Origin of the sequence: Bradyrhizobium sp. 172, from assembly GCF_023101065.1 — a bacterium.
Classification (GTDB): domain Bacteria; phylum Pseudomonadota; class Alphaproteobacteria; order Rhizobiales; family Xanthobacteraceae; genus Bradyrhizobium; species Bradyrhizobium canariense_D.
On the sequence record NZ_CP064701.1, the window covers coordinates 6,948,636 to 6,968,900 of the forward strand.

A 20,265-nucleotide genomic window follows, 5' to 3' on the forward strand; every position below is an offset into this window, starting at 1 on the left:
ATAGCATGGACAACGAAAAGAACGGCGACGCAGAACCACAACGCAGCGACCCGGCGGAAACCTTTCCGCCGGTTTGGTTGCGCGCCACGCTCGCCGATCTTGCGGACCTCGAATTCGAGAGCCCGATCGCAGAGTCAAAGAGCGCGGACAGCCAAGAGCTTGGCGATCTGTTTCGCAAAGCCGCTGGTGAAACGGAAGATACCCCCGCCGCACGCGTATTTCGCATGCTGTCGGCGGTTGCCGGCATGCTGTTTCGGCCCAAGGATCGGAGCGAACCCTTCGGCGCTATGATGGTGTGGGCCGATGGTCGGCGGTCGCCCGTTGCTGGCGATTTTCGGGGGCCGCCTGTCGAAGTGCTATCCGCCATGGCTCAGCGCGCAACGCATCCGGCTTTGCGGGCGCGCCTTTCCGATCTCTGCTGGTTTCTCGAACGAAGGCGAGCTGACTCGGGTACCGCGGCGGTAGCCGCTTACGTTGAAATCCTGAGGAAGGTTGACAGCGGAGCGCTCGCATTCCGTTTCGACGATGGCAAAGGAGCGCTCAAGCACGACGCCCGGGACCTCCTGCGGCGGGCCTTGCAACTTGGCCGTGCCGTGGGATGGAACAAACCCGAAGCGATCGCGGCTCGCGCGATAGCGAACGAATTGCGTGTGAGGGCTATCCAAAACTCCCTCGCCGTCCCCGCGTTCTGGTTTTGCGAGCTTGACCTGGACTTCGGCATCTCTGACCCCGCCGTCATCGGAAAAGATATCGAGGATTTGATTGGCGCCCTGCCCGCAGAAACCGATGCGCACAGCATCGTTGAACTCTGGCGGCTTGGCGCACGTGCGTACCATCTCGCTAAGCAGCCTGACGACCAGCACCGCTGTCAGTCAGCCGCAGCCGACCAGTTTGTCTTGATGGCCGACCGCCAACCGGTGGCGATGATGACATCGTCGATGCTGGCCAATGCCATTGCTGAGCTTCACGGCGTTCCCGGAAAAAAGGACCGGCGAAAAGAACTGCGGCACCGGCTTATCGATGCTCAGGCGGGCATCGGCGAGGAAATGTCAGGATTTTCCATTCCGTTCAATCTTGAAGATATGGCTCGGCAGATTGAGCAAGGCGTCAAGCGCCAGCCGACCCTGCGCGACAAGCTCTTTGTCTTTGCCGCTCTCGAAAATTCACCTGAACCTAGAGAGCTGGCCGAAGCTGCTTCCGATTCCATTCGCGAACATCCGTTGGCCTCGCTTTTTGGTACTTCCCATCATGACAGCGAAGGCAAAGTCGTCCATCGGACTGCGGGGGCCGGCTTTGGCGATGAGGGGGATGCAAGTGCCATTCAACATCAAATTGCGCAGGACGAACGCATTCGCCGGCAGGTCGCCGCGGCTGGAAAGATTGAGACCGCCCGCCAAGCAATCGGTGCCGATCATTTCTTATCGGATGATATCTTCGCGCGAATTCTCGTTCACAGCGCATTTGTTCCAAACGATCTGGTCAGGACGTTCAGCCGCGGCTTCCTGCGTTTCTTTCAGGGCGACTTCGTCAGCGCGCTATACATCTTGACGCCCCTGCTGGAGAATTCGTTGCGCCATGTCCTGAAGGCGCATGGGCATGACGTGACGATCTTCGACGATGCGAACCAAACGCAGCAGGATCGCACGATCTCCTCCCTATTTGAGCAGATGAGGAACGAACTCGACACGATTTTCGGTACAGCCATCACGGCCGACATCGAACGCCTCTTCCTCAAGAAGCCCGGCCCGTCTCTTCGGCATGCGCTATCGCATGGCTTGCTGCATGACGGGGACCCTTACGGCCCTGATGCCGTCTACGCCTGCTGGCTGATTTTCCGGCTCTGCCTCATTCCCCTCTTTCCTTACCGGGAACAGCTACAGCTTCCCTTCGATAAACAAGCGCCAAGCCACCCTTAGAACCGCAGGCGGCAAATACTGCATCCGAGACCGGGGATAGCGAAAAGACCGGCTCTTAATCGGTTGGCTTGCTTCGATCGCTTTCGGCAGCAAGCTACCAACTGTGGAATGGGCCGTTACCTATTGTCAGTCGCGCGTTGCAGACGGGAAAACCCTCTCCAGCACTTCGTTCAAAACGTTGAGCCTGGTATTGAGTTCGGAGACCGCCTCGTGGGTCATCCTGACCCATTCATCCCAAACGCGGGACTGGCCGACCGGATCAATCAGGATCGACGACCGGGAGACGATTTGGTCCTGTGTCGCCTTAATCATCCCTAGCGTGTCGGCCAAGTTCACGTCGGGGTCTGCCTTAAACGATTCTTCCAGCGAGTATCGCATGCTCTCATCGTCGATTGCCTGGGCGGCCTTCATCATCGCCTGCCATTTGCCCTCCAATAGCAATTCGAATGCAAGGTCATCGATAAATCTGACCTGTTCCCGTGCCTTGTTGGCCTCAGGATGATCGGGAAGCCGATTGGCCGCGATACAGGCAGAATTGATGAACGGCAGGCATTCAAAAAAACTGGTCGGCTTTTTAAGGGTGAGCGTCGGATACTGGGCGAAGAACTCATCGATGGGGACGGATAGCTTGGCATAGTAAGAATTCAACAACTTAGATTGACCTGCCATTGGCGATACCGCCCGGTCTCCATCCAGAGCACTCATTTCTTCGATGTTGCTGGGCGAAAGTATGCTTACGAAGACATCGGACGTGACATCGGCAAAGTGGGCCGATTTCTCCAGGGTAGCCGGCGTCGTCTTCATCGGATGGATCGATGCAAACTCTGGGGCGCCAGCGACCCGGTAAACGGCCGCCACCAGTGCCGAGCAAAACGTCTTATCATCGCCCGAATCCGATATCGGCACCCCGGGCAACACCGATCGCAGGGCCGCCTGCACGGAATATTCCTTCCCAAAGAACTTGAACGCTTCGCTTGCGGCCGCGCGTGCGATGGCCTGATTGGGGTACCGAAGGACGCGCACATGCTTGAGGTCATGCACGAAACAATTCTGGGCGCTTATATTTGAGACACCATCCGCTAGCGCCTCAATAAGTGTAGGAAGCGCCGTGCAGATGAGAGCATGACTGAACTTGCCGCGGGTTACCTTCGCAATTATGTCCGACCTGCGTTTGCCCTTGAACGAGCTTGCTTCCGCATTACGCGTGAGAATGACATCACCAGGGCGCAGCTTTGTTAGGTCGAGTTTGAACACCCACAGGCCGTTGTATCTCGGGTTCTTCTCTTTCATCGTCTGCCTAACAAGACATTGCGAACACGGAACGGATCAGTGGCGTTGCCGTTGGGCAGCGTGTAGCCGAGTTCTCAGACAAGCCCAACACCGTCTTGCCCGAGAAACCGAGAGGGTGCATTTCCCCAACGGTCTGGCTCGGCGATGTACATCAAGACGCGTTCCGCGCGCGTCACCGCAACATAAAAGAGCCGCTTCTCAGCGTCCATATCCTCGGCGCGGAAATGAGGAAACCGGCCCTCGCGTAGGTTGATGAGAGCGACCGCGCCATATTCGCGCCCTTTTGAATTGTGGATGGTCGTGAGGCGTACTGCCCTGTCCGGCGACGCAAACAATCCCAGGTCTTCTATGGTCAAGTTGGCAAGGTCGACGTTCTGGCCTCGCATATCAGCTTTCATTTCCTGAACAGAGGCGTAAAACAACCCGGCATGCGCTTGGTCGATTAGTCCATCGCTTTGCAGGATAAATCCCGTCGCCTGCGACATCGCGTCAAGCCATTGGATCGCCCCACCCGCTTGCGCAAGGCGCAAAGCTTCGCGCAGCAACCGAACGAGCGTTACACGTCCGGCGTACGAGAAGATTTCGAAGCAGGCCCTTGCGGTCGCATCCTGCACGGCATGAAACAGGGCGCGCTCAAGCTGGCGAATATTGTGTGCTCCGTGATCAACGATATAGCCGCAAAGCTGTTCCGCCAGCGAGGCGAAGAGACGGGATCGGCGATACGGCCTCGCTCCTGGGCCGACGACTGGCACGCCAAATTCTCGGAGACGTCGGGAGAGTGGAAACAAGGGTGCCCATTCTCTGGCGAGAATAGCAGCGTTGCCAAACGCAATCCCCTCATCCGCCAGTAATGGAAGAAAATGCTCGGTAATCGCTTCGAACGTTCCGCTGGTCTGAACAAGAGATGGCTCGATGCGGGCAGCCCGGTTCCGCCCCACGCTCTGCATCGCTGGCACACGAGGAATAAGGCGCTCCGCATGCGTCACGATTGGCGGACTGGATCGGAAGTTACCCGTAAGCGATAAGGCCGTTCTTGCGCCAATATGTACAGCAAATGGCTGAATGAGCTCCGGACGCGCGCCCGTGAACCCGAAGATCGACTGAGCCGGATCGCCCACGGCGAATATCCGCGACAGTCCCTGCGCGTGAATGAGCTTCAAAATCTCGATCTGAAGTTCGGTCGTGTCCTGAAATTCGTCGATCAGAAAACTCGAAAAGCGACACGAAAGGGAATGCGCGATCATTGGATGATCGCGCAAGAGGCAATAGGCCTTATAAATGATGTTGGCGAAGTCAACGAAGCCCAGCTCAGCGCACTTCTGCCAGAAGTATGGGGCAGCGCGTCTAACGGGTTCGTTGCCCAGGGCAACCCCGATCAAGTTTCCATGGATGTCCAAGCTGAGGGATGCGAAGGCCTCGAAGTCAGCCGCCCTCATTTGCAGCAGGTTTACCTGTTCAGCCGCCCAACGCGCGATTTCTTCAAATTCTGGGCGATCACGGGTGAGCACCCGGATAGAACCGGCGAAGCCCGGCACCAGCCACGCAAATGGGCGTAGCACTTCGCTCAGACAGAACGAATGGATCGTTGAAACGACGAAGTGTTGCTCGTCGCCGTCGAGCAGGTGGGCGGCCAGCCGCTGCTCAATTTCCTGAACGGCGGCGTTGGTGTAAGTGATGCAAGCGACCGCTTGCGGGCTTCCCCGCAGCTTCTCGATCTCCTGCGCGAGACGTGCTGTGATCGTCCGTGTCTTTCCACTGCCGGGACATGCCGTAAGCAGGATGTTGTCTTCGCACTCGACAGCGTCGCGTTGTTCCGCCGTTAGGCTCATTGGGCACGCAACCATTCAACTGCATCTGCGATATAACTAGGAAGCTCGGTTGCTCGCGCGACGTGCCGAGCCGCGACTTGTGCGAACCGGCCTTTTCCGAACCGCTTCGCTGTCCGCAGGACAGCGTCCTTCAACTCGTCGTCGACTCCCAAAAAGTCTGCGTCGGATATTTTTTGAGCGATACGGGGTGCACCGAGCCACGCCTAAAATTGCCTTCACGAGCGGCGGTATCAACAGGACTTCGGCCGCACCTTCGACGAGCATAACTTTGCGCGCGAAAAGTAGGCTTGATTTCGTGGCATCGAGATAGCGTTCGAGATCTGCAACATCTTCTTCCGCAAGATCGGCATTAGCAGCGATCGTGCCGGCAAACGGGGCCGTCGCGCCCGTGTTAGTCAAAAGGATAAACGAGTCCAGCGCCGCCTTCGACGCGATATTTGGACTGTGGGTCGTCAAAAGGGATTGGAATGGTAAAGCGCGCAGCGCTTCAAGAAGCGTGAGCTGAAGCTGAGGGTGTAAATGCGCCTCTGGCTCTTCGATCAAGATTAGCTCACCGGCAGAGCGGCCAATTGCGGCCCGCTTACGGAAATACTCTATCAGAATTGATATATATAGAACATTGTTGAGACCGAGACCGTTGCGGCGGGGCTCGAATCGCTGCATCGCAGCACTGCTCAAGAGCACATTCAGATTTCGTACAATGGATTGAAATGACGGCGCGGATAGGCCTAATTCCACATCGAGGCTGAAAGCTGGCCCGGTGACTTCCTTAAGAGCGGTATCGATCGCTCCCGAAATCGCTTGGACAGCGGGCGAACCTTCGATGGTATCGTTCGCGTCCTGGATTGCTTCGATGAGTGCTGCCTGCTCGTTCTCGCTGATCGCGCTAGCGTCGATCAATCTGGCCAACGGGGACTGCCGTGGCTGGCGTAAATCGTTTTCGACGTCGCGTAAGGCATGGAGGTAGACGACCAGAAACGACTGTAGGTATTGAAGGCTCACGGTCGTGGCGCCAAGCGCGTCGTTCTCCGTGTCCCATTCGATATGTCTCAGCTCGACTGCGGGATTGCCGCCACCCACCAACTCCCATGCGTAGTCCGCCAAAGTGAGCGTGTTGGGCTGCCGGGTCCTCAGGCTGATAGCTTCCCGCACGGCCCGCTTCGGCCTGAAGCGATAGAAAAGGCGCGCTCGATCCTGTCCAATCTGCGTTCCATGCAACATGGCCTCTTCATTGTCGCGGCCCTGAAAACCTGTGAACTCCACGCCGATCAACACCTGAAACGGTAGGCGTTGGTCAACATCGCAGTGTACGTCGTCTTTCACGAGGGCTCGGTACGCGGACGACAGGTTCACGTCGAGGCACAGGCGCAAAGCCTGAATGAGGTTCGACTTGCCGGTATTATTTTCCCCGACAACACAGGTAGTACGCTCCGCGACCTGCGCGTCGATGAATTTGAGTGATCGATAATTCTTGATGACAATACGGCTTAGCTGCATTCGATCCCCCGCGCGCGCTCGCTCTGTCGGCGAACGTCCCACTTTCGCATGCGGACGAGCTAAATTCACGCTATAATCGTTGCAATTTAACATCTTTAGGTAGTCCGCTACACTGGCTATTTGCGATTGCGAAGCGGGACATCGCTTTCCTCGGGGCGCGCCACGCTGTTGATGCCACCTGCCAAAACCTTGCGCTCGGTTTCGCCCGTGTCGGACTTGGCCCCAATCATGGCTTTCGTCCTGCCGGGTCTGCGCGGCTAGGTGGTCGCCTACAATGGAGGTGAGCGGGTCGCTGTCGTCCTGCGCCATTTTGCCAAAGCCGGACGCCCCAAAACTCCCCCGCAAAAATTGCCTTGAGAAGGCTTTTTCGTATCTAATTGTCCAATGCCCGCGAATCGAAATGCCGGATGGGTGACCGATATCGAGTTTGTATTCGCCGAATGCGTGCGGATTCAGAAAGCGATCTCGGACGCGGTCAAAAATGATCCCGCTAGTTTACAGCACTTGCCTAAAGAGGACATGTGGGGCGATCTGCCTCATCCGGATGGCAAGGGACCCCTGATGTGCGGGCGCGCAGCCAACCAGCGGATTTGGCGACTAGCCGAACAGGCGATGAAATACAGCGATGCCCTGGGCACCATTGAAATCGAGCCGGTGCAGAAGGCGCTCGGCAAGATCCTTGTCCAACGCTTTTTGACCGAGCGCCGCCCGATCGATGAACAACAAGCGGAACGGGCTCTTTCGTCGGCAGTCAAGGAAGCCAAAAGAGCTCGTATAGACCGCACGCACTATGTTCCGTGCCGCCTGATGTACAGCAAAGGGCCGTCCAGCTTTGCCATCGGGCCAGTTACGTTCCACGCTCGTGAACGCTTCAATGAACGGATGGCTTCGCATTACGAAAACTACGCGCGGCGCGACGGCAAGGATTGGGAAAAGGAGTTGGATGAACGGCTGCTTGCCAACGCGCGGCATTATTATGACGGGTTCACCTGGATCGGCGAGGTCAACGTACTGAATTGCGACGGCGGCACCTCACTGGAGCGCGCCCGAATGGCGGTGACCGGGGCGGTCAACCTCGTGCACATTCTCTTCGGATCACATCACACGCGCCGAATGGATATTGGCGGGCCGCGCCTTGAGACGGACCGCCGGGCCCATATGTCGTTCGATCCGAAACACGGCCTCTTTATTTCATGCTCAAGCGCCTCCACCTCGGCGGTTGGCTTCGAGGACGATTGGGGGAAGTTTCTCGAAGGTGAGGATATGGCGGTGCTGCTTCGCGCCGCCAACAAGGCGCTGGAAACAGTTGTCAACCCGGCCATCAAGCGGACCCTCGGTTCACGCCTCCTGGATTCCGCTGCATGGTTCGGCGATGCGGTTCGCGAGGCATCCCCGGCCGCACAAATTATCAAGGCGGTAACGGCGCTCGAAAGACTGGTGCTGACATCGGAGCATGAAGACATCAAGAAGACTGTCAGCCAGCGGGGCGCGGCGATCCGGTATGAGCCAGCTGACACCAAGCCGTTTGAAGAGTTAGAAAGCGAACTTGCGGAGGCTTACGTGATGCGGTCTCGGCTGGCCCATGGATCGCTTTCGCTGTTCGATCCGGACGTAGCGGCCTTCGCGCCGGCCTGCCTGCACCGCGTCGAACAGGTGATCTGCTGGGGATTGGATCTGTTTGAATCGCACGGGCTGTTCGACCGCGAATTGACCAACAGGCAACTGGCCGAAGGGTTTGACGGTCTGATTTCGTTTGCACAGAAGCGTGACGCCGCGCCCGGCGATGCTTCACCCTAAAGGCTATCGGCCATTGGACTCCTGGCCTCTCCTTGAAACCCGTCATCGCGTGACTAGTATCAAGGGGATGAGCAGCCGCCGCCCCTCGATTGACGATCTATCTCTGCCGCCAGCGTTGCTGGAGGCGCTGCGGCTGTTTACCGCCTGGTCGCGGGAGAGGATGCTGGTCGAGCAGAACGAGAGTACGCCCGTCAGCCCGTTGTACCACTTCACGCGCGAGGAAGGCCTGCGCGGCATCCTCACCGGCCAGCGGCCATGGTTCTTCAGCCATTTGCAGCAGAGCGACAAGCGGGAATTCGAGTATGCGCTTGGCGTCGCCAGCCAGGTGCTACGGGAAGTCGGCCAGACCGGCGATTTCTTGATGGATAATTTCTGTGCCTGCGTCGACGACATGATCGAGACCAGCGGCCTCGCCAGCCCCTTTGAATTCTACCTTCTCAGCCTCAGCAGCCATCGCGACCACCCGCCTCAATGGCAGCAATATGGCGACGGGGGGCGCGGTTATGCGATCGGGTTCGCCCCGTCTCTGTTCCAGCCAGACCGCGACGAGCTGTATGACGAGGCCAACAAGAACCTTCATATGGGACGCGTGATCTATGGCGACGCGGCCACGGCCGCCCGGCATCGTCTTGCCATTGCCAGCGCAGCCGAAATCACCAGCCGCATCGGCAATGCACAGCCTGAATTGGTGCGGCAAGCGCCATGCAGCCATTACCTCGCGACGATGGCGCGCGAATTGCTGGCATCACAGCTGATCTGGAATTGCCTCACGGCCAAGGAGCAGAGCTTCGCCGACGAACGCGAGACGCGCGGCGTCATCCTGAATGTGCGCGCGAAATTCGATCCCTATCGCCAGACGTTCAACGGGCGCAATTACGTCGAGCACGAGATGCCGCTCAAGGGTTCGGGCGGCATCGCCGAAATTCTCATCGGACCGCACGCGCCGACGGGAGCTGAAGACCGGGTTAGATCCCTGCTTAACGCTGAGGGCTATTCGAGCACCATTCCAGTCGTGCGATCGGCCGCCGTGCTCTGACCCGGTTTGACCCGCTGCCGGTCGCATAGCGCGAAACCCATTGATCTGCTGCCGAACCTCCCTAAATCTTTGGCGGGTGTTGCCCCAGTTTTTCGTTCATAATCCCGCCGTCAAACCATCCGACGTTTTCTTTTGCCGATTTAAAGAGCCGAAATGGCCTCCATTGAGATCTTTATTGGCGCTCTCGTTGAGCACGCTTCTGAGCGGGTGGCCCTCGCGCGCGCCGTAGAATTCCTGACGGCGCGCGGAATTTCCGCCGTCATTATTGCCAACGTGAATCTCAAAATGCGTCAAGTTGACCTTATCATTGCGGTTGACCAAGGCGTCCTTGTTGTCGAAGCCAAGGCTTTCACATCCATGGTACGCGGCGGCGAGAACGGCTCGTGGGAACTTCGCCTCGCCTCGGGCCGATGGAAGCAAATTCCCAACGCCTATCAGCAAACCATCGATGAGAAGCACGCGGTACGGGATGCGATGGCGGATTTCGTTGGCCGTGTTGTGCCCTACCCCGACGCCGCGCTGGTGTTCACGCCGGATATTCCGGCCAGTCCATCGATCCCACCTAGCGATTTCAAGGTTACAGTTGCTGGCATCGATGAACTGCCAGCTTTGATCCAAGCGGTTAAACGGCAGGGCTGGTCACTGGCTCAGTGGCGGGCCTTCGCCGCGCATCATCGTTTGATCCCGGTGTCGTCCGTTGAGGCAGCGCTAAGCCAAAGCCTGCTCGACGCCGAAATGCTGCTGAACGCCTATGGAGAAGCATTCACGGATACTTACGGTGGCCCAGCTACCGAACTGGTCCCGGTCTCCTGCCGATGCGAAAGTGAGTTGGTGTCTTCCGACATCGTCCTGGAACGCTCGGCGGCTGAAAACAGCGTTTTGCTGATCGGGCCATCGGGCTGCGGCAAGAGCGTGCTTTCTTACAAGATAGCTATAGCGGCGTTGGCGCGAGGATCTGTGCCGATCATTCTCCCCGCCAAGGATTTCGAGGGCAAGCTGAGCGACGTGGCGAACCGTGAAGCAACCCTGCTGGGAGCCCATTCGGCGAAAGCTATAGTTTCCGCCGCGCGCCGCCTTGAGCGCCAGCTCGTGTTCGTCGTGGATGGGTATAACGAGTGTACACCAGCTGAACGCCAACGCCTGACGCGTAGCATGGCGGCCGCTGTGAAGCGGTATGATGCGCAAGCCGTTTTGTCGAGCCAAACCCCACTTGAACGCGACGACCTTCTGCCCGCGCGCATCTATGCCGTGCAGCAGCCTGACAAGAAAGCCAAGCTGGCCATCGCACGGCAGCAAGCGGCGGGCATTGGTGATGACGTCTTGGAACCGTTGCTCGATACCGTGGCAAGTGGCCTCGAAGCGAAAATGGTCGGGCAGCTTGGGCGGCAATTACCAACTGGCGCCAGCCGGTACGGCCTGTTCGACGCCTATGTGCGGGAACGGCTGGGTCAAGCCGCCTCAGATGGCATTCGGGCATTATCCCGCATCGCCGGGATGATGACAGATCACATCAGCTTCGGTCTTTCTGTGCGGGAACTTGACCGGCTGTCTGATCGCGAAGGTGTTTCGGGTGCGCTGCTCCAAACACTACGCGCTGCGAACGTCCTGCAAACGCGCGGCGACCGCGTGAGCTTTAGCCACGAAATGTTCCTGAACGTTTTTGCGGCGGAAGCCATCGTCAGGCGCGCCAACGGTGATCCTGAAGCCGTGCTCGCGGCCCTGCGCTTGCCGCAACATATCGACATCGCCCCGCTGGTCTTGGGCGCGATCGACGACGGATCAATGCGGCAGCATGTCCTAGCCACGTTATCGGATGGGTGGGCCATCCGGGCATGCATGAGGGGACAATGTGGGGTTGATGCCCAGCGCTGGGCGAACCTACGATGTGACGAAGTCTTGGCGCGCGTGAGCCAAGAAATCGATGGGCTGCATTTTGAAATCAATAAAGAAGCCTTCTTGGGTATTCGGCCCAAGCCGGAGTTGTTGCTGGAATGGTCCCCTCAAGACCGTGCCATTTTGGCGGCGCTGCCACGTGAACTCGCCGCTGGCTGTCGGCTCGATGAAATACTCGAGCTGGTGGCGAAAATGGATCGTCGCCTAGTGGAGGAACATCACCGTCTCCGGGACGAGGCCAAGGAAAAGAGCGTTGCATTACGAAGCGGGCTGTATGCGGCCTGCTACGTCCGGGCGGGCTGGCATCCATCGGCCCTACAGCAAATTTGCGGGCCGGTGCACAACGGCAGTCTCTATGATTCCCCGCGACTGCCGGCCGAGGCAAAACTTCTCGAACGGCTGTCTTCAGAGACTCTGACGCCCGGTCAGGTTGGCTTGCTGATCGGGCTGAACAAGTATGCCGATGGGGCCAGTCCGTCCATTGCCACGGTGTTGCCAAGTGTCCTCAACCGATACTGGCCCATTGCAGCTTACCATTTGCGCCTTGACCTGATGCATGCAGCCGCCTTCAGCGGCCATTCGATCACCGAGGATGAGCGGCTAGCTTTGATCGCGGCGGTCGAGGCACTCTTGCCAGTGCCGAATGTACTAATTTCAACGTCAGTCATCGACGCCCTAAAATATCTCGGTGCGCTCGACGAAGACCAGGCCGAACATCTTTCGACCGTTAAGGCGAATATGGCCGAGGCATTGGCGGATCAAAACAACCCCTTGATGTGGGACATGGCAGTTGGCCTTTGGAACTGTCAGTTTGATCATCCTTATGACAGCGCTTTTTGCGAAGCATGGAATGATCTTTCGCCTGCCGACCGCAAAGACTTGCTGATGATGGTGGCGCAAAGTACGGAAAATGAACCAATGTTCGTGCCTTCGATGATTGCTGAACTGGCCTCACATTCCGATTCAACGGTCGCTCCGCTGCTTGCGCGCTGGACGGTGTTGCCCGCGACCAAACAGGTTATGGTCGGCGACGCCATTCGCGATTTCGAGATGGCGCATGCCGCCCTCGCCCGGCTCCGGTGCCCCCTGCCCGAGCGACCAACGGAAATTCCTTCAGCGGCGGCCGCGGCGTTGCTGGCATGCGGCGACATCCTCTATTGGCTCAATCGTGATGATCTGCCGCTAACCGAGCGAAAACTAAAATGCGGTTCCCCGCTCCTGATCTTGTCACGCCACGAATCAGGCGTGGCGGCAGCAGTCATGGCAGAATTCTCGCGCTCGGATATGATGTTTTTGGAGAGCGCGAACCGGCTTCCAGGGTCGGAGCCGGTCATCACTTCGTTCGGGCACGTTTTTCCTGATGAGGTCGCCGCCATCTGCCGTGCGGCATTGGAAAAGCCGACAATACAAGCAGGCTATTTTAGCTACTTCCAAATCAACGACGTCATCGAGTATGCATTGTCTAATCTGGGTCGCTTCGGCGACGCCCGCGACATCCGGGTGCTTCGTCTCTGGTCGATGCACCCCGACTTTGGCCGATCCGCGATGCAGGCAATCAAAGAAATCGAAGAAGCTCCCCATAACCAAGGGCTGCGCGCGAGTGGCTAGGACTTTTATGGAAGACGCATGAAGAAGCTCCTGGTTATCCTCGGCGCGGGAAGTTCCATCCCCGTTGGCATGCCATCGGTGGCAGCAATTGATTCCCTTATGGCCGGCTGGAGCGACGAGTGGGCGCGGGAGCAAAGGCTGGACAACTACTACAGCAAGACGTGGGATGCGGTTGCCTCTTACTATGGCGCTTCGACAGCCAGCATCCGACCGACACCGAATTTCGAGAAAGTCCTTGGCGAAATGATTGGCCTCGCGCACTGGATGGAGCCCTCTCCCTTCGGTCATGCCCTTCGCCAGCTCATTTCGCCGGATGGGCAGCCCCTCGGAATGTCGTTTGAGTCCGGGCCGTACGCGGCTACGGTGAGTGTGACGGATCAAGTCACTTATCTCTTAAAGAAGCTGGCCGAGCACATGCGGGCCCAATGTGATTCTGCACGCATAACAGCAGAAGGCGGCTTCCCTCAGTACAAGGCGCTATTCGACCGGCTCAGGGCAACATTCGATGTCGGCGCCTTCAACCTAAATTATGATACCGTCCTCCTCACGGCCTGGCCCGAGGCATTTGCCGGTTTCAGCCGCGATGGTGTGTTTGCTCCGAATGCGATTCATCAACGCTTGGAGTGGGGTTTCGCCTATCACCTGCATGGAAGTGTTCACCACTCGCTCGTACACCCGTTTGGAGACGACGTTTGCTGCCAAGAGGATCTGTCCGGAACTTTCTTCGATGGCCATCAAGGCAATGCCACCGATCGCCGATCTGACAACCGATCTTTTCCCAAAACCAGCCTCATCGCGGGCGGGTTCAAGCTTGACCAGCTACTGGTCGAACCGTTTCAGTCCTTTTATGGCGCGCTGATCCGGCGTGTCTATGAGGCCGATGCGATCCTGATTGGTGGCTACGGATTTGGCGATGTTCATGTAAATCGTGCGCTGTTGAACCGGATGCGGCAAACTGGCGAAAGGCCGCCAGCATTAATCCTGACCTATTCGCGCAACGCCGATCCAATGGAGTTTCGCAACGACGAATGGGGAAGAAACGTCAATATTTCACTTCACGCGCCCACGGGCTTCCATGAACCGGGTCATGCATCGCCGCCCCATATCGATGAACTCGTAGCGCGCGGCGGCTTTGAGGTGTCGAGCGTTCACAAAGTCGCCATTTGGCACGGAGGGTTTGTCGAGGCGGTTCGCAGAATAGACGCATGGATCCCATGGCTCGAAGGAATAGTCGACGACAACGCCCTAAAAAGCTGACCTGCCTGAAAGAGGCACCCGGGCAGTGTGAGTGATAGCGACGCCGAAGGCGCACGCGGTACGAGTGCAGTCCCGAGACCGGTTAAATGGGCACCCGCCGAGGGGCAGTCATAGCGACGCCGGCATGCCAATGATGGCGGGCCCCGAAGGCGAGTGCCCCCGGCTAGGGACACATTAGCTTTCTAAAGTCAGGTGTCAGCCAGACAACCTGAAAAATCGCCCAGAACCCCGTCATGGAAACGCCCCACCCATCAATCAAACCTTGACCGGCAGCCCTGTTCAGCAATTACATCGTTAAATGCCAGCGCCGTCCCCCAAGAAAAAAATCACTCTTGCAGAGCCGAAGTTGTTTTCCGGCCCATTCTCGTTGGGAGTGGATGCGGTTGAAGCTTCGGCCGTCATACATATCCATTCTTCCGGCGAGTTGGTGTTCGAGTTCTCGCCCATCCCCTGTACGGCGCAGTCAGATTTTATCTCAGCCGCATGGCACCGCGAAAGCAGCGACGTCGTGCATTTTTCGTTCAAAGCGACGGCGGAAAACGGCGCTCGGTTCGAAACCGAACATCTCATCTTCTCCAGCCTGGGCATGGCCTCGGATGCAGCAGGCACACGTTTTACCCCAGAGGCAAGGTGCGCAAAAGGCGTTCTCCGCTACGCGCTGAAGGAGCCGTTCCCGTTACCTGCGCTACGCATACGGCTGAAGGGTTTCAGGAACTTCGGTTCACTTCACGCCGAATGTGCCTTGGGGCGCCTGGAAATGAACGGTCCCCATGAGGCAGGTGACGAAGATGACGCCGCCGACGGCTGGCTGGTCGTTCAAGCAGGCGACCCGCCACCCGATGCCGCGCTCTGGCGCGCGGATAGTGAGAAGCTATTGGAGCATATCCGGCGGATCATGTCTTTTGCCACCGCATCGCTCCTGCGCGCGCCGATCACGGAATATATCGCAGGCACCGAAAGCGAAGTCACGGTCTTTTCCCAAACGCGGCAGAGAAGCGGGGTCATGCCTGTCTTCCACTTCCTCGCGCATGATGGCATTTTCGCAGCCGCTGTACGCTCGTACTTCTCTCCACCCATCGTAGTGAAGCATCTATTTTTCGCCATCGAATGGTTTGCGATGGAAGGCACCTATAACGAGATCAGGCTCGTGAATGCGATGACCGCGCTCGAAAACCTTATCGATTCAAACGTTGAGCCTGGCGAAGCCCTGATCCTGCCGCCCGCACAATTCAAAAGAACCCGCAGTGTGCTTCTCTCGGTGATAAAAGCGTGCCTCAGTAAATGGTCGCCCGAGATGGCAGACGATGCTTCGCGCGAACTCAACGAAAAACTTGCCGATCTGAACCGCCGCTCGTTGTTGCGTAAACTTGAGCTTCTCGCCGCCCGGTGGAAAGTCCCGCTCGGCGGCATCGAGCCGGCCAGCCTCAGGGCCGCGAAGCAGGCGCGCGACAAGGTCGTCCACAGAGGACAATATTACGAGGATGCCAGGGAAACCGATGCCGATCTCTGGACGCATGTCACGATCATCAGGGAAGTGGCCGTGCGTTTCCTGTTCACGGCGATTGGCTATGAGGGTCGTTACATCTCGCATGTCGGCGGCTACCGTGAGGCGGTTTTTCCGCCTGCTGCCGCCGCTCCCTCGCCCGCACAATCACCAACCTAAGGCGGTTGGCGCCTGATCCGGCCTTTCGATGGCTGGACAAAATCACGAACAACGAAGAACTCGTCAATCATCCTGTTCAATGCTTTGCTGATAATGAACAGGCGTGAGGGGGAATCCGGTTCTTTGCGTTCTCGTATTTCTGAATCTGCTCGAATGTCACGCCCGAGAGCGTGCCGAGTTCATCCTGCGACATGTGTATAGCGCAACTAAAGTACTTAATGTTCTGACCGACAAGGTGATCGATTAGGTCAGGCTGTCTTGCCGGCATGATAGAAAGCCTGCTGTTCATCATCGCCGCGCCGCACAAGTGATTCCTGCGAATTCCAGAACCGCTCCGGGAAAGCGATTTCCTCTTGTCCGCATGCTGCCGTGTAGATTGCCGTCGTGCTGAGCGGACCCGATAGACGGCGAGCAAAAGCACCGTTTGAAAAACCGTCTTGTTCGACCCGTCTCAAACGGTGAAGTTGGCTAAGTTCTTGAAAGGATTGGTGGGCGCACCAGGGCTCGAACCTGGGACGGTTCGTTCATCGGCAAGATTATGCTCACACGCCTTCAAGGGTATCGCACATCCCTTAGTTCGACTTGTTGATGTCAAGGAGCGTCAGAAGTGAGCGCACCACTACTAGTCGCCGAGTCCAATCGTTGTCGTGACGATCCTTGCGTGCGATCTCGCGCTCGCACAGCAGGATCAGCGTCTCACGCGCCGATAGGGGAGACGAAGGGGCAACTAAGAAGACGTTGAAAAACCTACACAAACCGGCCGAACTGCGAGATGACTGCTACCACGCGCTGCTACCACCCAGCAAGCACCTCTCGTCATAGCCACGGGAGCGAGAAACGGGCAGATGGAGCCGGTAGGTGCAACTCAATGCAAAACACGGAACGGAGGGTTGCGTTGCTCCCAAGCCACGATATCCGCGTAGGTTCTCGTCTTCGCGAAATCTTCGCGTGCGAAACCCAAGCGCAATTTTGACTCCAACTCCGGCACCGCACAGTGGGCGGCATTTCTTGACCCGATCAAGGACTGAAGCGCTACGCCCAACGCAGCAATTAGGTCATGGCCGCAAACAAGCTGGTTTGGGTCCACCGTCGAAAACGAGAAGTTCTTGATGAACGCTTTCGCCTCATCGTGCCCGGTGTGCTTAAGAGAGTGATCGAACACCTCTTTCACAATTTCGTCCGGATCAACTTTGAGCTTGCGGCCGAAGAACCGATATCGCAGCCCCTTGAATTTGAGATCGGATCCCGACGTCTGCGAATACAGTCTCAGACAACCAAGATGCAAACACGAATTAATGAGAAGCTCGCGGACGGACTTCGTTTTCTGCACCGCTCTAATCTTCTCTCTTGAGCCATCTTCGGTCAGAAGTCGATCCAAGGCACCGGAATTGAACAGGACGACTTCGAAATCGTGGAAATCGCTCTGCACAATATTTTGCGAAGTGTAACCGGTTTTGAGTATAGCAGCAAAATCTGCGTCTACGATTGCAAGGACGCCTCCTTGGTCGATCAAATCGATAGTCCGAAGGACGTTTTCTTTTCCGAAGCAATTCACAAGGTTGCCTATGTCCACGTCAAGCAGGCTTTGAAATAGTCGGACGTCAGAGTCACCCTCCAGCAAAACGATTGACGACTCGGGAGCCTGCGCCCGAAGGAATAACACCTCAGCAGCCAAGGCTTCAGGGGTAATGTCTTCAAACATGCTATTTCAACGCCGGCGCTTTGAGAGTTTCAATCAAGCCCAGGCTGCCGCTCGCTAATTGTGGCGAATGCGTCGCCAAAATTACGTCCATGGGCGCGAGCGAGATGATTTGCTTTAGGTCAGGAAGCACATGCTTCTGCCAAGCTATGTGAAGCGATATCTCCGGCTCGTCGATCAACAGCAGAGAGTTTGGCTTAGTCTTGAAAAGCAGCTCGTAGATTAGCACCAGTTCGTGTTGCTCTCCGGAAGACAGATCGTTCGGCTCTAACTGCTGTCCCCGGAAATCGGTCAACACGAACCCTTGGTCCTTGTCGAGCGCGAGCTTCTTGAATTGGAATCGCTTATTGATAATGCCCAAAAACGTTTCGATCTTCGCCAACAACTCGTTGAAGACCTCTAATTTTTGCACAGAGTCAAACAGGTAAAGCGTCAATATCCTGCGGGTATTTTGATCGAAGGCCACAGGGGACAGCACTGTGTCCTCTTCACCCTTGTCCAACAGACCCGCTTTTCGCAGACGAGCACGCAGCTTGAGCAAATCGGCTAGTCTTGCGCGGAGCGGACCTTCCGGCAGTGGTTTGAAAGTCCCCTTGCCGCGAGCCAACAGACGATTGGGAAACGTCTGATCCAGAGATGAGGTTATGGCCGCCGATTGCTGAATTGCGTTCTTAATCGCTTGCGATACATCCTGAGAGAATGTGAGAACGGCTGGTATGAAGTCGATCTTTGCATCCCGGCTCGCGCTTGCCTTATCGGAGGAGCGGACCATCAAACGCTGCGTGTCGATTAGGCGGCAATCAAATAGCTGACGAGTTTCTTCGAGCCTCGCCGGGAGAGACCCTCGGTGCGCACGCGGGTAATAGTGAGCAAAGCGCTCCCATGCCTCTGCTGGATCCATCAGTTGGCCCGTTCTGGGGTCACGAAGTATGCGTCCATCAGAAGCTACGAATTCGTACCTCAGCCGTTCGGGAAGCTCCTTAATATTCTTCTCATCCCACGGCGACCATCGCTCCAGTTCCTCGCCTTGCAAGTCGAAAAAGAGGTCATAACGCCGTTCCTTCGCTCGACGCTTGTCGTTCGGCTCAACTGTGCTTTGTTCAATCCGTACTGCTCTCCCGTCGCTGAAGATGAAGCGGACCGAGGAAAACTCGTACTGCCGGAAGACCAAGAGCGAGCCGCCAAAGAAGCCCGCAATCATCTTCAAAACTGCGGTCTTCCCGAACCCATTCGGCGCATGGATTATCGTTATGCGTTCGTTGGTCCTGAAGGTAATTCGGTGATTGAAAACGCCGAAAAGGCCATCGACCTCGAAATAAGAAAGCTGGATCAACTTAAAGCACCTCAACCGGTCCTAGAGTCTTTTTTCAACACTCGCAAAAGAATAGCAAGCTGCAACGCAACCAAACTAAGACTTGGCTTGTATAAAGGAGGTTTACACGGTCGTTACAGCACGGCCGAGGTACAGTTGGTGGGAGCCGCGAACTGCAGCCTTCACGTTGATAAACCTAGCGAATTCTCGCTTACCAACAGGGGCTTTGTATCACGCTTTTGTATTTTTCAAAGGCCTCGGCTCGATAGCAACGACCAAGCTCCGTCCCACAGTCTCCGCTCGCGCGGACATTCGCAGATAGTCACAGTCCTCCCGACAAAAGACCAAGCGAGCCTTCCGCGCTGCGCTAAGCGCCATGCGGGCCGTGCTCCAGAGTTCGTTCAATCCGGCTTCCTGCGCTGGCTTAGGAGCGACGGTGACATGGCCAAGTCGCTTGCTGCGGAAGTGATAAAGGCGCTTCCAAACGTCCGCCTGTGAATTTAGTGGCGACCATCGGCGCCTGAACGTTCCAATGCTCTGCTGCACAGTTGCGCACCGAGAGGCCCTTGGCCCAACGGCGGCCCTCCATCGCATATCCGCAGCGACAAGCTCCCTGCAAAGTTCAGTGTTCCGTAGCGCGTCTATAAGGCGGTCGATTGAGGCATCATCGTCCCGTTCCTTTTGATTGGTGAAACAGAGAGCGCAGACGCGGATCACGAGCAGATGCAGCAAATCGGATTGAATGATGTTGATGGCCCTTATTTCCGAGCCAGCCAACGCTCCGCGCTCTATTGCATTGTTGATGCCGTGAAACACTCCCAACGTGTTGCCCAGGTTCAACGCTGCTTTCATTCGGTTGACGATGCGACTTTGTTCTCCGACGAGGCTCTCGTGTTCGCGGTTGGGCCGCTTGGCATCTTCGTCCTGGATTGTCGGGATCGCCACCATCTTGCAGTGATCACGCTCGCCGCGCAGCCAGCCGAGAAAAGAGCGTTTGAGCAGCTCGGTGTCGAGCCGATCGGTCTTGGCGCGCCGGTGCTCGCGCGACACCGCCACACTCGATGCGTGAATGACGTGAGCCTCAATGTCGCGTGCCCTGAGCCAGCGCGCCAGCCAGAAGCCGTCACGGCCGGCCTCGAAAACGACGGCGATGCGTTTGATCCGATGCCCGGCCTTCGTTGCTTCCTCTCGCCATCGATGCAGCAACTTCAGCAATGCGCTCTCGTCGACCGCGAGCTTCTTCAATGGCTGGCGCTCGACGCCAGGCACGATGCCGGCGACGAGCCAGCTCAACAGGCTCAGTTCGATAACTGCGATCAGCGTGCCATTCGGGTCGAGGGGGCTCGAGGATCGGCTCAGATCGTTCAACTTCTGCATGGGGCGCTCCATCGGTTCATCAGCAACAATGGATGCAATATCCTCGTCGCCGCCCCATAGCATCTCCCTTGGAGGCTTTCGGACGCCGGCC

Annotated in this window: 12 protein-coding genes; 6 read left to right on the forward strand and 6 right to left on the reverse strand. The window is 57.2% G+C overall.

All coding sequences use genetic code 11. From position 1 onward, the window contains the following. Window positions 1-5: 5 nt before the first annotated feature. Complete coding sequence (locus IVB07_RS33045) at window positions 6-1,916, forward strand: DUF4209 domain-containing protein (RefSeq protein ID WP_247767369.1); 1,911 nt, start codon at window positions 6-8, stop codon at window positions 1,914-1,916. A gap of 126 nt (window positions 1,917-2,042) precedes the next feature. Here IVB07_RS33045 and IVB07_RS33050 read toward each other — a convergent pair whose 3' ends face one another. The 3 genes from IVB07_RS33050 to IVB07_RS33060 all read right to left on the reverse strand — a co-directional run bounded on the left by IVB07_RS33050 (window position 2,043) and on the right by IVB07_RS33060 (window position 6,532). Further along, window positions 2,043-3,206 carry a YiiX/YebB-like N1pC/P60 family cysteine hydrolase gene (locus IVB07_RS33050; protein ID WP_247767370.1) on the reverse strand — a complete coding sequence of 388 codons (1,164 nt, stop codon included), beginning with the start codon at window positions 3,204-3,206 and terminating at the stop codon, window positions 2,043-2,045. 74 nt (window positions 3,207-3,280) lie between these two features. Beyond that, entirely contained in the window at window positions 3,281-5,035 is a 1,755-nt protein-coding gene (locus IVB07_RS33055) for an ATP-dependent helicase (RefSeq protein ID WP_247767371.1), read from the reverse strand. A gap of 36 nt (window positions 5,036-5,071) precedes the next feature. After that, window positions 5,072-6,532 carry an AAA family ATPase gene (locus tag IVB07_RS33060; protein ID WP_247767372.1) on the reverse strand — a complete coding sequence of 487 codons (1,461 nt, stop codon included), beginning with the start codon at window positions 6,530-6,532 and terminating at the stop codon, window positions 5,072-5,074. A gap of 411 nt (window positions 6,533-6,943) precedes the next feature. Between IVB07_RS33060 and IVB07_RS33065 the strand changes: the two genes are divergently transcribed. The 5 genes from IVB07_RS33065 to IVB07_RS33085 all read left to right on the forward strand — a co-directional run bounded on the left by IVB07_RS33065 (window position 6,944) and on the right by IVB07_RS33085 (window position 15,786). Continuing rightward, the gene (locus IVB07_RS33065) at window positions 6,944-8,329 is read left to right on the forward strand and encodes a HEPN domain-containing protein (protein ID WP_247767373.1); all 1,386 of its coding nucleotides are present in this window, start codon (window positions 6,944-6,946) and stop codon (window positions 8,327-8,329) included. After that, window positions 8,298-9,365, forward strand: a complete 1,068-nt coding sequence (locus IVB07_RS33070; protein WP_247767374.1) for a DUF2971 domain-containing protein — start codon at window positions 8,298-8,300, stop codon at window positions 9,363-9,365. Before IVB07_RS33065 ends, IVB07_RS33070 begins: the two co-directional genes overlap by 32 nt. Window positions 9,366-9,518: 153 nt before the next feature. Then, window positions 9,519-12,866, forward strand: coding sequence for an NERD domain-containing protein (locus IVB07_RS33075; RefSeq protein WP_247767375.1), 3,348 nt, complete (start codon window positions 9,519-9,521; stop codon window positions 12,864-12,866). An 18-nt stretch (window positions 12,867-12,884) separates the two neighbouring features. Beyond that, window positions 12,885-14,123 carry an SIR2 family protein gene (locus IVB07_RS33080; protein ID WP_247767376.1) on the forward strand — a complete coding sequence of 413 codons (1,239 nt, stop codon included), beginning with the start codon at window positions 12,885-12,887 and terminating at the stop codon, window positions 14,121-14,123. 298 nt (window positions 14,124-14,421) lie between these two features. After that, window positions 14,422-15,786 (forward strand): hypothetical protein, encoded by a 1,365-nt coding sequence (locus IVB07_RS33085; RefSeq protein ID WP_247767377.1) that lies wholly within the window; start codon window positions 14,422-14,424, stop codon window positions 15,784-15,786. An 865-nt stretch (window positions 15,787-16,651) separates the two neighbouring features. Here the strand turns inward: IVB07_RS33085 and IVB07_RS33090 are convergent. From IVB07_RS33090 to IVB07_RS33100, 3 genes are all read right to left on the reverse strand, one after another. Further along, entirely contained in the window at window positions 16,652-17,488 is an 837-nt protein-coding gene (locus IVB07_RS33090) for a DUF4435 domain-containing protein (RefSeq protein WP_247767378.1), read from the reverse strand. Window position 17,489: 1 nt separating this feature from the next. Then, a complete protein-coding gene (locus IVB07_RS33095; RefSeq protein ID WP_247767379.1) occupies window positions 17,490-18,818 on the reverse strand; it encodes an AAA family ATPase in 1,329 nt (442 codons plus the stop codon). A 210-nt stretch (window positions 18,819-19,028) separates the two neighbouring features. Next, window positions 19,029-20,174 (reverse strand): hypothetical protein, encoded by a 1,146-nt coding sequence (locus IVB07_RS33100; protein ID WP_247767380.1) that lies wholly within the window; start codon window positions 20,172-20,174, stop codon window positions 19,029-19,031. Window positions 20,175-20,265: the final 91 nt, after the last annotated feature.